This window comes from Methylobacterium sp. DB0501, from assembly GCF_011043735.1.
Taxonomy (GTDB): Bacteria; Pseudomonadota; Alphaproteobacteria; order Rhizobiales; family Beijerinckiaceae; genus Methylobacterium; species Methylobacterium alsaeris.
The window spans coordinates 1-14,411 of sequence record NZ_JAAKGV010000037.1 but is presented as its reverse complement, the minus strand read 5'-3'; the positions used below and the strand labels follow the sequence as shown (position 1 = coordinate 14,411).

The following is a 14,411-nucleotide window of genomic DNA, read 5'->3' as shown; positions in this document are numbered from 1 at the left end:
CTCCTAAACCGAAGCCTGTGCCGGCGTCGCGTCGAGGCGCTCCCGGATCGTCCGCATCAGGTCGTGGCGGGCCATGTCGTAGGCGAGATCGACGGCAGCGGCGAAGCCCTCGGCGTCGGCGGCGCCGTGGCTCTTGATGACGATGCCCTCGAGCCCGAGGAACACGCCGCCATTGGCCCGGCTCGGGTTCATCTTCTCGCGCAGGGCCCGGAAGGCGCCGCGGGCGAACAGGTAGCCGATCTTCGCCATCAGAGTGCGGCCCATCGCGCCCTTCAGGTATGCGGCGATCTGCTTCGCCGTGCCCTCGGCGGTCTTCAGCGCGATGTTGCCGGTGAACCCTTCCGTCACCACCACGTCGACGGTACCGCGGCCGAGATCGGTGCCCTCGACGAAGCCGTGATAGGCCAGCCCCGGCAGGTCGGATTCGCGCAGCATCCGGGCGGCCTCCTTGACCGCCTCGTTGCCCTTCATCTCCTCGGTGCCGACATTGAGGAGCCCGACCGTCGGCCGGTCGAGGTCGAACACGATACGGGCCATCGCGGCGCCCATCACCGCCATGTCGACGAGGTGGTTGGCGTCGGTGCCGATGGTGGCGCCGACGTCGAGCACCACGCTCTCGCCCCGCACCGTCGGCCACAGGCAGGCGATGGCCGGGCGCTCGATATGCGACATCGTCTTGAGGCAGATCTTCGACATCGCCATCAGCGCGCCGGTATTGCCGGCCGAGACGGCGGCATCGGCCTCGCCGTCGCGCACTGCCTGGATCGCCTTCCACATCGACGACTTGCCGCGGCCGGAGCGTACCGCCTGGCTCGGTTTCTCGTCCATCGCCACCGACACAGTGGTGTGGCGGATCTCGACCGCGCCCTTCAGGCGCGGCTCGGCCGCGACCAGGGGAGTGAGCACCGCCTCATCGCCGAACATCAGGAAGGTCGTCTCGGGGTGGCGCTCGCGGGCGAGCCCCGCACCGGGCACGACCGTCGAGGGGCCGTGATCGCCGCCCATCGCGTCGAGCGAGATGCGCACTCTCTGGGACATGGGGGTGTCGAACAGCCTCTTAACGATCCGCCGGGGACAGGGGAATGACGCATGGGGCGATGCGCGGGTCCGCGGCGCGGCGGAAAATAGCGACCCGGCGCCGCGCCGCAAACGAATTCTGAAGCCGTTCGTCCGGCGGCGGCGTCAGCCGTCGTTTCCCTTCAGGGTCTGGAGCGCGGAAAACGGCGTCTCCTCCGCCGCCTCCGCCGGCGGCTCGAAGGCGACGCCGTCTTTTCGCGGATAGGGATCGAGGCCGAGCGCCAGGAACTCGGCCGTCAGGCTGCCGAGGTCGATGCGGCCGTTGACGATCGGATCGGGGATGTCGGCATCCTCCGCCGGCGTGCCCGCGAAGGCGTCCTGGTCGGCGAAATCGACGTCCACCTTCTCGGTGACGGTGCTGTCGAACGGCTCGAGGGTGACGACGCAGGTCTGGGTCACCGCCGCCTCGACGGTGCCGGTGACCTGGAGCCGGTGCAGCGAGCCGGAGAGCCGGAAGGTGCCGGTGAGCCGCGCGATCCCCGGCAGTCCGAAATCGCGGGCGAGCGCGGCGCGCTCCGCCTCGGTCGCCTCGACGGTGACCGGCTGGCCGGTCTTCAAGGTGCGCTCGACCAGGGTCGGGCGGGAGAACGGGCCGACGCTGTCGGGGGTCATGGGGGCTCCTTTCCGGATGCTTGAGGCGGGCGGAGCGGGCGCGGCAGCCGTCATGGGCGCTCTCGCGCGGTCGGGCCCGATCGTCCCGAGATGCCCTTCGGTCCGCCCCGGCGCAAGGGGTAACGGCAGGAGGTTCAAGAGGATATCGCCGTGTCAGACCTGCGACGGGCCACCGGCGAAGCGCGACGGGTCGGGCAGGACCGGGCCCTCGGCCATCAGGGCGTCGAGATCGGTCGCCGCGAGGCCGGCATCGGCCGCCGCCACGTAGTCGGCGAGCCCGTGGGCTGAACGATCTCGCGCGGCGTCCGTCTCCTCGCGCGCCAGCACGTTGCGGGCGAGCACGACCGCGAGCCCGTCGCGGTCGCCGGCATCGAGGGCGGCGTCGTAGGCGGCGGCGCGGCCGTAGAAGGCCTGGGCCAGCTTCTTCATGCGCTTCGAGACGCCCATGTCGCCGACGCCCAGCTCGCGCAGGGACGAATCGAGCTGCTCGAACACCGAGTTCACCAGATCCTGGGCGATGTCGGCCGCCGGGGGCGGCAGCCGCCGCAGGTGGCGCAGCACCAGCACCACGTGCAGGCACAGGGCCTCGAAGCGGCCCTCGACCGTGTCGGGCACCCCGAGATCGAGGTAGAGTGCCGGCACCCGGGCCCCGGCATTGATGCGGATATGCAACGCCTCGATGGCGCGGATCCGGGCATTGTCGCGGCGGAAGGGGTTTCGGATCATCGGGGTGTCTCACGCCTTCCGCACCGCCCCGCCCGTCCGCGAGGCTTACAAACTCTGTACCGGCCGGGATCGCCGTCGCAGCGAGGCGACGCGTCGCCCCATGGCGGAAGCTCAGCCGTGCCGGAACCTCAGCCGTGCCGGAAGCTTGGCCGTGCCGGAAGCTTGGCCGTGCCGGAAGCTTGGCCGTGCCTTGCCAACGCCACAACCCCGGGGTACGGCAACGGTCGCTTCTTGCGCAAGGCCGCCTTCCGGTCGGCCGTCACACCGTCCCGCACATGTCTCCCGAGGTCTCGATGCCGCGCCGCTTCACACCGTCGCTCCTCCGCCTCGCCGCGGCCGGCCTGATCGGTCTGTCGGCCGCGGGCTGCGTGATCGGCGAAGAGTTCCGGCACGGCTACATCATCGACGACGCGGCCGTCGCCCAGGTACGGCCGGGCGCCAGTGCCGATCAGGTGCTTCAGCTCCTCGGTACGCCGACCACCGTCTCCACCGTCGGCAACAAGTCCTGGTACTACATCAGCCAGAACACCCAGCGCACGGTGATGTTCATGGGCGAGCGCCCGAAGGACCAGCGCGTCCTCGCGGTGTACTTCAACGCCGGCTTCAAGGTCGAGCGCGTGGCGCTCTACGGCGAGCAGGACGGAAAGGTGTTCGACTTCATCTCCCGCACCACGCCGACCAGCGGCGGCGAGCAGGCCTTCCTCGGCCAGCTGATGCGCGGCCTGACCAAGTTCGAGCCGTTCGGCAACGCACGGTAAGGGGCGCTCCCCGCCCCGGTCGCTCCCCGGCTCAAGCCCGGGAGCGGCTGGGGATGGAAACCCGGTCGGAGTGACGCTGATCCGGCGCCCGGGCGTCGCCTCTCCCACCCGCGACCTCGTCCCGAGATGCGAGCGAAGCAAGCCTCGAAGAAGGGCTCCGGAGATCTCCGGAGCCCTTCTTCGAGGCCGACCGTTCTTCGATCGCGCACGATTCCCCTTCGCCGGCACATCAGGACGAGGTCGCGGGCGGGGGAAGCCTGACCTGAGGGCCTGACCCATTCACGCCTCAGGCCCCGTCGCGTACCACGGGCTCGCAGGATTCACTCCGCCGCCGCCCGTTCCTCCTCACCCCCCAGGAACCCGCCGGACTGCCGCGCCCACAGCCGCGCATAGAGCCCCCCGGCCTTGACCAGGTCGGCATGCCGCCCTTCCTCGACGATCCGGCCGCGGTCGAGCACCACCAGCCGGTCGAGGGCCGCGATGGTCGAGAGGCGATGGGCGATGGCGAGCACGGTCTTGCCCTGCATCAGCCGGTCGAGGGAGCCCTGGATCGCCGCCTCGACCTCGGAATCGAGGGCCGAGGTCGCCTCGTCGAGGATCAGGATCGGGGCATCCTTGAGGATCACCCGGGCGATGGCGATGCGCTGGCGCTGGCCGCCCGACAGCTTGACGCCGCGCTCGCCGACCTGGGCGTCGTAGCCGCCGCGCCCCTTGTGGTCGGTGAGGTCGCGGATGAAGCCGTCGGCATGGGCTGCGCGCGCCGCCGCGACGATCTGGCTTTCCGTCGCGTCCTCGCGGCCATAGGCGATGTTGTCGCCGATCGAGCGGTGGAGAAGCGAGGTGTCCTGCGTCACCACGGCGATCTGCCGGCGCAACGAGGCCTGCGTCACCCCGGCGATGTCCTGGCCGTCGATCAGGATGCGACCGCCCTCGACGTCGTGCAGGCGCAGGAGCAGCGAGGTGAGCGTGGTCTTGCCCGCCCCGCTCGGGCCGACGAGGCCGACCTTCTCGCCCGGTGCGATCCGCAAGGTGAAATCCTCGATGATCCCGGCCTCGGCCTTGCCGTAGTGGAAGCTGACGCCCTCGAACCGCACCTCGCCGCCCGTCACCGCAAGGTCGCGGGAGCCCGGCCGGTCGGTGAGCGCGTGGGGCAAGGCGATGGTCTGCATGCTCTCCTGGACGACGCCGATATTCTCGAACAGCCCGCGCACGGTCTGCATCACCCAGCCCGACATCGCGATCAGCCGCAGCACCAGGGCGAGGCCCGCCGCCCCCTCCCCGGTCGTCATCTGCCCGCGCGACCACAGGGCCAGCACCACGCCCGCCGTCGCGACGATGAGGATGCCGTTGAGGAGCGAGAGCGTGCCGGTGACCGCGGTGATGAGCCGGAACGAGTGCAGGTAGGCGTCGGTGTGATCGACCGTGGCCGCCTGCACCGCCGAGCGCTCCTCGCGGTCGCGGGCGAACAGCTTGACGGTGAGGATGTTGGTGTAGCTGTCGACAATGCGGCCGATGAGGGCCGAGCGGGTATCGGCGACCTTGAGCGAGCGCGCCCGGGCGCGCGGCACGAAATAGGCGGTGAGCCCGGCATAGGCCAGGATCCATCCCAGCACCGGCAGCACCAGCCACGGGCTGATCGAGCCGAACAGGCTCACCGCCGTGACCGCGAAGATCGCCACGTAGAGCAGCGTGTCGATCACCACGATGGCAAGCTCGCGCACCGCCACCCCGACCTGCGTCACCCGGTTGGCGAGCCGCCCGGCGAAATCGGCCTGGAAGTACGACAGGGCATGGCCGAGGGTGTAGAGATGGGTGCGCCAGCGGATCAGGCTGGTCGTCTGCGGAACGATGAACTGGTTCGACAGGACCTCGTGCAGCCAGGACAGGATCGGCCGCGCCACCAGGATCAGGAGGGCTGCCAGCATCAGCCCGGTGCCGTGGTCGCGCCACAGGGTGTCGGGGCCGGAGCGGGCCAGGATGTCGACGAACCAGCCCATCAGCAGGTAGAGCGAGGCCTCGACGCTGCCGGCGGCGAGCGCCACCACGAACAGGATCGCCAGCGGCCCCCGCACCGGCCGCAGGTAGAACCAGGCGAAGCCCGCCACCGTGCCGGGAGGGCGCTTCGCCTCGTCGAAGGCGGCGAAGGGGTCGATGCGGCGCTCGAGCCAGTCGAGGATCATGCGGGTTCCCTGGGGATGATGCCGCCTGAGCTATGAGGTCGGCGCCCGCCGCCAACCGGGGGGCGATGCCGCAGGCCGCGGGAGGGGCTATGCCGGGACGCGCGAATCGACCGTCCCCGACCGGAGATTGCCGGATCCATGCTGCGCCTCGCCCTCTACCAGCCCGACATCCCGCAGAATACCGGCACGATGCTGCGTCTCGCTGCCTGCCTCGGCGTCGCCGTCGAGATCATCGAGCCGGCGGGGTTCGACGTCTCGGACCGCCACCTGCGCCGCTCCGGCCTCGACTATCTCGACCACGTCGCGATCACCCGCCACCGCTCCTATGCCGCCTTCGACGCCTGGCGGCGCGAGGCCGGGATCCGGCTGGTGCTCGCCACCACGCACGGCTCGGTGCCCTACACCGCCCATGCCTTCAGGAATGGCGACTGCCTGATGGTCGGGCGCGAATCGGCCGGGGTGCCGGAGGCCGTTCACGCCGACGCCGATGCCCGGGTGGCGATCCCGCTGCGCCCGGGGATGCGCTCGCTCAACGTGGCGGTGGCGGCCGGGATGATGCTGGGCGAAGGGTTGAGGCAGGTCGGTGCGATCTGAGACCTTGGCCCGGCCCCGACGCTGTGGGATGACACCGTTCATGACCGACGCCGCTCCCGACATCGCCGCGCTCAAGACCGAGGCGACCACCTGGTTCTCGACCCTGCGCGACCGCATCTGCGCCGCCCTCGAGCGGATCGAGGAGGAGGCGACCGGGCCGTTCGCCCCCGAGGCCGGCGGGCCCGGGCGGTTCGAGCGCACGCCCTGGGAGCGCAAGGACCATTCCGGCGCGCCCGGCGGCGGCGGCACCATGGCGATGCTGCGCGGCCGGGTGTTCGAGAAATGCGGCGTCCACGTCTCGGCGGTGCACGGCGAGTTCGCCCCCGAGTTCCGAGGCCAGATCCCGGGCGCGGCGGAGGATCCGCGCTTCTTCGCGACGGGCATCTCGCTGATCGCCCATCCGTGGAACCCGCACGTGCCGACCGTGCACATGAACACCCGCTTCGTGGTGACGACGAAGACCTGGTTCGGCGGCGGGGCCGACCTGACCCCGGTCCTCGACCGGCGCCGCACCCAGGAGGATCCCGACACGGTCGCCTTCCACGCGGCCTTCGAGGCGGCCTGCGCGAAGCACCCGGCGGCGGATTACGCCCGCTACAAGGCCTGGTGCGACGAGTATTTCCACCTCAAGCACCGCGACGAGCCGCGCGGCATCGGCGGCATCTTCTACGACTACCACTGGACCGGCGATCCGCAGGCCGACCTCGCCCTCACCCGGGAAGTCGGAAACGCGTTCCTCGGCGTCTATCCCGAGATCGTCCGGCGCAACCTCGCGACGCCCTGGACCGAGGCCGACCGCCACGAGCAGCAGGTCCGCCGCGGCCGCTACGTCGAGTTCAACCTGCTCTACGACCGCGGCACGATCTTCGGCCTCAAGACCGGCGGCAACGTCGCGTCGATCCTGTCCTCGATGCCGCCGACGGTGCGCTGGCCGTAAAAGCGCCCAGGTGAAACCCCTCCCCGATCTCCTCGCCGTCGTTCTGTGGATGGGCGGCGCCCTGCTGTCGTTCTCGGCCACCGCCATCGCGGTGCGCGAGGTGGCGCCGGCGCTCGGCCTGTTCGACATCCTGGCGGCCCGGGCGGGGGCCGGGGTGGCGATCGTCGGGGCGGTCGCGCTCCTGCGCCGCCGGCCTCTCGCGCCGCGACGCCTGACGCTGCACCTCGCCCGCAACCTCGTCCATTGGGGCGGCAACTACGCCTGGTCGTACGGCGTCACGCTCCTGCCCCTCGCGGTCGTCTTCGCCCTCGAATTCACCACGCCGGCCTGGGTCACGCTGCTGGCGGTGCTCATCCTGCGCGAGCGGCTGACCGCGAGCCGGGTCGCGGCGGTCGCCCTCGGCTTCCTCGGCGTGCTGGTGGTCTTGCGGCCCGGCGTCGCCGCGTTGCAGCCGGCGAGCCTGGTGGTGCTGCTCGCGGCGGTCCTGTTCGCGCTGACCGCGGTCGCCACCAAGATGCTGACCCGGACCGAGAGCGTGCTGTCGATCCTGTTCTGGATGAACCTGATCCAGCTGCCCCTCAACCTTGCGGCGGGCCGGCTCTTCCCGGCCGTGCCGGTCCACGCCTTCGAGGGGCGGCACGGGCTGGCGCTCGCGGTCCTGTGCCTCGCCGGCCTGACCTCGCATTGGTGCCTGACCAGCGCCTACCGGCGCGGCGACGCCATCCTGGTCATGCCGCTCGATTTCCTGCGCATCCCGCTGATCGCGATCCTGGGCTGGCACCTCTACGGCGAGCCGCTCGATCCGTGGCTGTTCCTCGGCGCCGCGCTGATCGTCGGCGGCATCGTCTGGAACCTCACGGCCGAGGCGCGGCGACAGGCCCCGGCCGTCCGGCCCGAAGGGGCTTGACCGAAACGCCCGGCAGCGCCTTCATCGGCGCATGCTGCTGTCCTTCTTCACCGAGCTGCGCGCCGCCAAGGTCCCGGTCTCGCTGCGCGAATACCTGACCCTGCTCGAGGCCCTCGACCGCGACCTCGCCGACCAGCGGGTGGAGGATTTCTACTACCTCGCCCGCACCGCCCTGGTGAAGGACGAGCGCAACCTCGACAAGTTCGACCGGGTGTTCGGCCGCGTCTTCAAGGGCGTCGTCACGGTCGGCGAGGCGGTGGAGCCGCAAGCCATCCCCGAGGAGTGGCTGCGCAAGCTGGCGGAGAAGTACCTCACCGAGGAGGAGCGGGCGCAGCTCCAGGCGCTGGGCTGGGACAAGCTGTTCGAGACCCTGAAGGAGCGCCTGGCCGAGCAGAAGGGGCGCCACCAGGGCGGCTCGAAATGGATCGGGACGGGGGGCACCTCCCCCTTCGGCGCCTACGGCTACAACCCGGAAGGCATCCGCATCGGCCAGGACGGCAACCGCAACTTCCGGGCGGTGAAGGTCTGGGACCAGCGCACCTTCAAGGACCTCGACGATTCGGCGGAGCTCGGCTCGCGCACCATCCGGCTGGCGCTCCGGCGCCTGCGCCGCTTCGCCCGCACCGGCGCTGCGGAGGAACTCGACCTCGACGGCACGATCCGCGAGACGGCCCGCCACGGCATGCTCGATCTCCGGTTGCGGCCGGAGCGCCGCAACGCCGTCAAGGTGCTGCTGTTCCTCGATGTCGGCGGCTCGATGGACTGGCACGTCGAACTCGCCGAGCAGCTCTTCTCCGCCGCGCGCTCGGAGTTCAAGCATTTCGAGCATTTCTACTTCCACAACTGCCTCTACGAGACGGTCTGGAAGGAGAACCGCCGGCGCCACACGGAAGGAACGCCGCTCCTCGACGTGATCCGCACCTACCCGTCCGATTACCGGGTGGTGTTCGTCGGCGACGCCGCGATGTCGCCCTACGAGATCGCGATGGCGGGCGGCTCGGTCGAGCACTGGAACGAGGAGGCCGGCCGGGTCTGGCTCGAACGGGTCTTGAACCATTTCCCGAAGGTGGCCTGGCTCAACCCGGTGCCGCAGGCGCAATGGGGCTACACGCAGTCCAACGCGATGATCCGGCAGATCTTTTCGGACAGGATGTACCCGCTCACCCTGGACGGGATCGACCAGGCGACGCGGGCGCTGCTGCGCTGACGCGTCATCCGGCGTTCTGCACGATCACCCCGTACCAGCCGAGGCCGCGATAGGTCTCGTAGCCGGGCGTGCGGTGATAGGCGACGAGGCCCTTGGCCTCCCGGGCCGGGAGGACGCCGCTGACCGGGTCGGCGAGGTCGAGCCGCAGCCGCTCGCTCAGGGTTCCGGTCCCGTCGCTGGCGGCGATCACCGTCTGCGCCGCATCGACGAGGAGCACCCGCGTGCGCGCCCGGTCCTCGGGTGCGACCCGCACGCCCTGAACGATCGCCCGCGCCTGCGGCTGCCAGTCGAAATGGATCGCCAGCACGCCGAGCGGCCGGCCGGCAGCCTCGCCGCCCTCGCGCACGCCGGCGCAGTAGGTTGCCACCTGCGCGCCGCCGAGACGCGGCTCGACCCGGATGTCGGCGGCACTGTAGTCATCGCCCGAGGGGAGCGCGACGGCCTGCCGGAACCACGGCTCCCGCGCCACGCTCTGGCCGCGCAGGCCGGGGAAGCGGTCGGGCCGGCCGGTGGCGATGATACGCCCGTCGAGGTCGCACAGCCAGAGATCGAGATAGACCGTGTAGGCCGACAGGATCACGCCGAGCCGCTTCTCGGCGAAGGCCACCGCGGCGGGATCGGATGCGTCGGCGCAGGCAACGACCGCCGCGTCGGTCGCCCACCAGCGTACGTCGCAGGTCCGCTCGTAGAGATTGCGGTCGATCAGTTCCACCGCGTTCAGGGCGAGGTCAACCAGCCGCTCCCCTTGCGCCCGGGTCACCAGCCGCGACACCTGCTCCTGCAGGTCGACGATGCGCCCGTCGACATCGGCATCGAGTTCCCGGGCGAGCCCGGCGATCGCCTCGCCGACGGCGCCGACCTCGTTGGCCACCACGGTGAAGCCGCGTCCATGTTCGCCGACCCGGCTGCTCTCGATGCGGGCGTTGAGGGCCAGCATCTTCACCTGCTGGGTGATCCGGCGGATGCGCTGCGTCTTGTCGCGAGCCACCCGGCGCAGGGTCGTCGCCGCGGCGGCGATGTCCGACAGGGCGCAACCGGCGCCTGTCCGGTCGTCGCTCGCCTTCAGGGCCTGGTGGGTCAAACGCGCCTCCCCGGTCCGGTCGGGCCCGGACGCAGGGTCATTATCGAGGCGGTCGTTTAAGAAATTACGGCTCGGCGCGGTCTAGGCCATTTGCCGAACGACTTGCCTGTTCGACCCTGCCCAGTGTCAGAGCTTGTGATCCAGGCCCGAAGGCGGAGTTGCGCCCCAGTCGATCCGCTCTCGCGGCATGGATTTCGCTGCGGAACCCTTCACCGCCCGTCCGCTTCAGCCCTGGCGGGCGGGGGTGACGACGGTGAGGCCGTCGAGTTCGGGCTTGAGCCGGATCTGGCACGACAGGCGGGAGCTCGGCCGCACGTCCGAGGCGAAGTCGAGCATGTCCTGCTCCATCGGCTCGGCCGGCCCGACGGCCTCGGCCCATTCCTCGCCGACATAGACGTGGCAGGTGGCGCAGGCGCAGGCGCCGCCGCATTCCGCGTCGATGCCCGGCACGTTGTTGCGGATCGCGGTCTCCATCACGGTCGAGCCGACCTCGCCCTTCACGGTGCGGGGCGTGCCGGCGGCATCGACGTAGGTGATCTGGACCATCTGGGACTCCGGAAGCCTCGAGCGCGGCCGCGGATCGGACGAGGACGCGGCGGGGTCTGATTGGCGGCTGCCGTCCCGGAATGCAAGCGCGCCGTGCGTCGCGCGGCACTCCTGCCGCCACTTGCCGGCCTACAGGAGCGCGAGGGTCTCCCGCACCGCCTGCGCCAGCCCGGCCTCCAGGCCGCTCGCGGCCGCCGCGTCGCCGGCCCGCAGGGCCGTCTCGATCCGGCCCGCCAGCATCGCGACGCGCATCGCGCCGACGCCGAGTGCCGACCCCTTGAGGGTATGGGCGAGGTCAGCCCGCGCCGCCGCGTCGAGGCCCGGATCGGTCAGCCCCGGGACCAGCCGGGCGCACTGGCCGGCGAACAGCGCCAGCACCTCGCGGGCCAGCTCGTCGTCGCCGAAGGTCTGATGCGCCAGGTGGGCGCGGTCGAGGAGCGTCTCCATCGCGGGGTCTCCGGGACGGGTGGGAGCGGGGTCGGATCCGACCGTCAGATCACGCAGGATGTGCCCCAACGCAAGGCTTCCGGTGCCGGCGCCTGTGGGCGGACGGTTCCGCGGCCTTCGGTGGATGCCTGTCCACAGCCCGATCGCGCCCGGGCCGCCCGCCCGCTCCGGCGGCCAAACCCGAGATTTCGCCGCGGGATAGCGGGGGTCGGAGCCCCCGGCCGGACACATGGTAACCATTTCGTTAAGCTTTTTGGGAGGGTTCGTGCCGTCCGGGTATCCGGCTGGTACTCCTTGCGTCTAAGGTTCCCGTGGTAAACCGCTGAGGATCGCGTCGGCTGGCGGCACGGCGCGGGTTTCGCGGATCTCGGGGATGATGCGGCGCGGCGACCTGTGCGGGTCGCCCGGCGGCGTTCACGGCGTAACGAGGCGTTCGATGGCGACGGAAAAGAAGCTCAAGGATCCGGCGGAAGCGGCGCTGTCGGCGATTGAGCAGGCCCTGAACCTGGACCACCCGGCAGGGGGACAGGACACCCGGTCGACCGACGCCTCCTCGCCCGACGCCCAGGCCGGCACCAGCCGGGTCGAACCGCGCCTGCCCGACGTGCACGATGCCGATCCGCTGGCCGACCCCCTGACCAATCCCGCCGCGCGCGAGCCCGGCTTCGACGGCAGCACCCTTCCCGGGCCCCGCGACGGTCGCCGCGAGGGCGGGCTCCTGCCGCCCGACCGCTCCCTCGTCGCCAACGACGACCGCCGCAGCGTCGGCACCCTGCAGCAGACCCTGCGGGTCGAGCCGTCCCGCGGCCCCTACCTCGTCGCCACCCTCGCCGCCCTGCTCTGGCTGTCCGGCTTCGCGCTCCTGGCCTGGAATCAGTCCGGCGGCGACTGGCGCGGCTTCGTCGCCGGGGTCACCGGCCTCCAGGGCGCCATCGGCGCCGCGGCGGTGCTCGCCCCCGTGATGCTGTTCTTCATCGCCGCGATGCTGGCGGTGCGGGCGCAGGAGATGCGCCTCGTCGCCCGCGCGGTCGGCGAGGTCGCGGTGCGCCTTGCCGAGCCCGAGGGCTTCTCCACCGACGCGGTCCTGACCATGTCGCAGGCGGTCCGCCGCGAGGTCGCGGCGGTCGGCGACGGCGTCGAGCGGGCGCTCGCCCGCGCCGGCGAGCTGGAGACCCTGGTCCGCGGCGAGATCTCGACCCTGGAGCGGGCCTATTCGGACAACGAGATCCGCATCCGCACCCTCGTCGACGAGCTGGTGGCGCAGCGCGAGTCGATCGTCGCCAATGCCGAGCGGGTGCGCGGTGCGATCCAGGGCTCGCACCATAGCCTGACCCAGGAGCTCGACACCGCCGCCGAGCGGATCGTGACGGCGGTGGACGGCGCCGGCGAGCGGGTGACCGCGGCGCTCGGCGCCCGCGGCGACGCGATCACCGCGGCGATCGGCGACCGGGGCGAGGCGGTCACGGCGGCGCTCGCCGCCACCGGCGACCGGGTAGTCGAGGCGGTGGCCGGCCGCGGCGACGACCTGGTGCAGCGCCTCGTCGCGACCAGCGAGGGCGTGAAGACCGACCTCGGCAGCGTCGGCGACACCCTGAGCCGGGCGCTGGAGAGCCGCGCCGTCGAGGTCACGGAGGCGTTCGAGCGCACCGGCGGCCTCCTCACCCGGACGCTGGCCGAGAATGCCGGCGACGTCGCCCGTACCCTGGCCGAGACCGGCGCCGGCGTGATCGAGGCTCTCAACCGCGAGGGCGCCCAGGTCCGCGACGCGTTCGAGCGCTCGGCGCAGGGCCTGGAGGAGCGCTTCCTCGCCCGCGGCAGCGACCTCACCGAGCGCTTCGCCGAGACCGGCACCAGCATCACCGAGCGTTTCGCCGCCTCCGGCAGCGCCATCGCCGCCCACATCGCCGATCGCGGCATCGCCCTGCGCGAGGAGATCGAGCTGGCCGGCACCGGCGTCGCGGCGGCCATCGAGGCCCGAGCGGCGGAGGCCGAGGCCGGCCTGTCGCGGGCCAGCGACGGCGTCATCACGGCCTTCGGCGAGAAGGCCGCCAGCGTGCGCGACGATCTCTCGACCCTGGTCGAGGACGCCGCGCAGGCGCTCGGCGTGCGCGGCGCCGACCTCACTTCCCGCCTCGAGGAGACGATCGGCCGCGTCGAGGAGGTGCTGGTCGGCCATGGCGGCAGTCTCGAACGCAGCCTGGACCAGACCGGCGAGCGCGTCGCGGCGCTCGTCGCCGCCCGCACCGGCGACGCCGAGGGCCGGATCGGCGAGGCCCTCGACGGCCTCGCGGCGGCCTTCGAGGCGAAGAGCCTCGGCCTGATCGACGGCCTCGACGCCCGCACCCGCGAGACGCAGGCCGCCCTCGCGCTGGCCGCCGAGGCGCTGCAGGGCGGCTTCGAGGCCCGCACCGCCGATGCCGGCGAGGCCCTGCGCCGCACGGCGGAGGACATCGCTGCCGATCTCGACGCCCGCGCCGCCGCCCTGGCCGAACAGTTCCGCAAGGCCGCCGAGGCCGCGACCGGCCATGTCGGCAGCCACACCGAGGAAGCCGCCGCCGCCTTCGCCCGTGCCGCCGACGAAGCCGGCCGCAGCGTGGCCTCGCGCGCCCTCTCCCTCGATGAATCCCTGCGCGGCACCGTCGACGGCCTGGCCGGACGGGCCGAGGAGGTCGCCTCCGCCATCGCCGCCGCCGCGGAAGCCGCGACCGGCCATTTCGATGCCCGCACGCTGGCGGCGGCCTCGGCCTTCGCCAGGGCGGCCGACGAGGCCGGCCGCCTCGTCACCGAGCGCACCGAGACCACCGACGCCACCTTGCGCGCGGCTGTCGAGCACCTGACCCGTCAGGCCGAGGACGTCTCGGCCGCCATCGCGCTTGCCGCCGAATCCGCCACCGGCGATTTCGACGCCCGCACGTTGGCAGCGGCTTCGGCCTTCGCCAAGGCGGCCGACGAGGCCGGGCGTCTCGTCGCCGAGCGCACCGAGACCACCGACGCGACCTTGCGCGCGACCGTCGAGCACCTGACCCGCCAGGCCGAGGATGTCTCGGCGGCGCTGGCCCTTGCCGCCGAATCCGCCACCGGCGCCCTCGACGGCCGCACCGCCGCGACCTCCGCCGCCTTCGTGGCCGCCGCCGAGGAGGCCGGCCGCCTGATCGGCGAGCGCACCGAGACTGCCGACGCGTCCTTGCGCACCGCGCTTGCCGGCCTCGCCGAGCGGGCGGAGGCTGCCGCCGCGGCGCTGACCGCCTCGGCCGACACGGTGGGGGACGCGCTCCAGGGCCGCTCGACGGAAGCCGCCGAGATCATGCGCCGGGCCGCCGAGCAGGCGACCGGGGCGCT

At 72.0% G+C, this 14,411-nt stretch carries 12 protein-coding genes and 1 pseudogene; 6 read left to right on the top strand and 7 right to left on the bottom strand.

Translation table 11 applies throughout. The annotated features are described in order from the left end of the window. Positions 1-3: 3 nt before the first annotated feature. The 3 genes from plsX to G4G93_RS32975 form a co-directional block, all read right to left on the bottom strand. Complete coding sequence (gene plsX, locus G4G93_RS32985; RefSeq protein ID WP_165091503.1) at positions 4-1,038, bottom strand: phosphate acyltransferase PlsX; 1,035 nt, start codon at positions 1,036-1,038, stop codon at positions 4-6. Positions 1,039-1,182: 144 nt separating this feature from the next. Next, on the bottom strand, positions 1,183-1,689 hold the full coding sequence (locus G4G93_RS32980; protein WP_165091501.1) for a DUF177 domain-containing protein: 507 nt from the start codon (positions 1,687-1,689) through the stop codon (positions 1,183-1,185). A 153-nt stretch (positions 1,690-1,842) separates the two neighbouring features. After that, the gene (locus G4G93_RS32975; RefSeq protein WP_165091499.1) at positions 1,843-2,415 is read right to left on the bottom strand and encodes a ubiquinol-cytochrome C chaperone family protein; all 573 of its coding nucleotides are present in this window, start codon (positions 2,413-2,415) and stop codon (positions 1,843-1,845) included. A gap of 293 nt (positions 2,416-2,708) precedes the next feature. Here G4G93_RS32975 and G4G93_RS32970 point away from each other — a divergent pair, with 293 nt between their 5' ends. Continuing rightward, positions 2,709-3,173, top strand: a complete 465-nt coding sequence (locus G4G93_RS32970; RefSeq protein ID WP_165091497.1) for an outer membrane protein assembly factor BamE — start codon at positions 2,709-2,711, stop codon at positions 3,171-3,173. Positions 3,174-3,493: 320 nt separating this feature from the next. On the opposite strand, the gene G4G93_RS32965 is transcribed toward G4G93_RS32970, so the two are convergent. Further along, positions 3,494-5,353, bottom strand: a complete 1,860-nt coding sequence (locus tag G4G93_RS32965; protein WP_165091496.1) for an ABC transporter ATP-binding protein — start codon at positions 5,351-5,353, stop codon at positions 3,494-3,496. A 138-nt stretch (positions 5,354-5,491) separates the two neighbouring features. Here G4G93_RS32965 and G4G93_RS32960 point away from each other — a divergent pair, with 138 nt between their 5' ends. The 4 genes from G4G93_RS32960 to G4G93_RS32945 are packed head-to-tail and all read left to right on the top strand — an operon-like array spanning position 5,492 to position 8,998. Next, a complete protein-coding gene (locus G4G93_RS32960; protein WP_165091494.1) occupies positions 5,492-5,947 on the top strand; it encodes a tRNA (cytidine(34)-2'-O)-methyltransferase in 456 nt (151 codons plus the stop codon). A 40-nt stretch (positions 5,948-5,987) separates the two neighbouring features. Further along, a complete protein-coding gene (hemF, locus tag G4G93_RS32955; RefSeq protein ID WP_165091492.1) occupies positions 5,988-6,884 on the top strand; it encodes an oxygen-dependent coproporphyrinogen oxidase in 897 nt (298 codons plus the stop codon). A gap of 10 nt (positions 6,885-6,894) precedes the next feature. Next, entirely contained in the window at positions 6,895-7,791 is an 897-nt protein-coding gene (locus G4G93_RS32950) for a DMT family transporter (RefSeq protein ID WP_165091491.1), read from the top strand. Positions 7,792-7,822: 31 nt separating this feature from the next. Further along, positions 7,823-8,998, top strand: coding sequence for a VWA domain-containing protein (locus G4G93_RS32945; RefSeq protein WP_165091489.1), 1,176 nt, complete (start codon positions 7,823-7,825; stop codon positions 8,996-8,998). Positions 8,999-9,002: 4 nt separating this feature from the next. On the opposite strand, the gene G4G93_RS32940 is transcribed toward G4G93_RS32945, so the two are convergent. The 3 genes from G4G93_RS32940 to G4G93_RS32930 all read right to left on the bottom strand — a co-directional run bounded on the left by G4G93_RS32940 (position 9,003) and on the right by G4G93_RS32930 (position 11,072). Further along, positions 9,003-10,064: a methyl-accepting chemotaxis protein gene (locus tag G4G93_RS32940; RefSeq protein ID WP_165091531.1), complete on the bottom strand. Its 1,062-nt coding sequence runs from the start codon at positions 10,062-10,064 to the stop codon at positions 9,003-9,005. Positions 10,065-10,304: 240 nt separating this feature from the next. Continuing rightward, positions 10,305-10,625 carry a 2Fe-2S iron-sulfur cluster-binding protein gene (locus G4G93_RS32935; RefSeq protein ID WP_165091488.1) on the bottom strand — a complete coding sequence of 107 codons (321 nt, stop codon included), beginning with the start codon at positions 10,623-10,625 and terminating at the stop codon, positions 10,305-10,307. Positions 10,626-10,754: 129 nt separating this feature from the next. Next, entirely contained in the window at positions 10,755-11,072 is a 318-nt protein-coding gene (locus G4G93_RS32930) for an Hpt domain-containing protein (protein WP_165091486.1), read from the bottom strand. 436 nt (positions 11,073-11,508) lie between these two features. Here G4G93_RS32930 and G4G93_RS32925 point away from each other — a divergent pair. Further along, positions 11,509-14,411: pseudogene (locus G4G93_RS32925) on the top strand (hypothetical protein); the annotation flags it as partial.

Coding starts and splice junctions, on each gene's coding strand:
- G4G93_RS32960 (WP_165091494.1), top strand. CDS start 5,492: ATGCTGCGCCTCGCCCTCTACCAGCCCGACATCCCGCAGAATACCGGC.
- hemF (WP_165091492.1), top strand. CDS start 5,988: ATGACCGACGCCGCTCCCGACATCGCCGCGCTCAAGACCGAGGCGACC.
- G4G93_RS32970 (WP_165091497.1), top strand. CDS start 2,709: ATGCCGCGCCGCTTCACACCGTCGCTCCTCCGCCTCGCCGCGGCCGGC.
- G4G93_RS32945 (WP_165091489.1), top strand. CDS start 7,823: ATGCTGCTGTCCTTCTTCACCGAGCTGCGCGCCGCCAAGGTCCCGGTC.
- G4G93_RS32965 (WP_165091496.1), bottom strand. CDS start 5,353: ATGATCCTCGACTGGCTCGAGCGCCGCATCGACCCCTTCGCCGCCTTC.
- G4G93_RS32935 (WP_165091488.1), bottom strand. CDS start 10,625: ATGGTCCAGATCACCTACGTCGATGCCGCCGGCACGCCCCGCACCGTG.
- G4G93_RS32975 (WP_165091499.1), bottom strand. CDS start 2,415: ATGATCCGAAACCCCTTCCGCCGCGACAATGCCCGGATCCGCGCCATC.
- G4G93_RS32930 (WP_165091486.1), bottom strand. CDS start 11,072: ATGGAGACGCTCCTCGACCGCGCCCACCTGGCGCATCAGACCTTCGGC.
- plsX (WP_165091503.1), bottom strand. CDS start 1,038: ATGTCCCAGAGAGTGCGCATCTCGCTCGACGCGATGGGCGGCGATCAC.
- G4G93_RS32980 (WP_165091501.1), bottom strand. CDS start 1,689: ATGACCCCCGACAGCGTCGGCCCGTTCTCCCGCCCGACCCTGGTCGAG.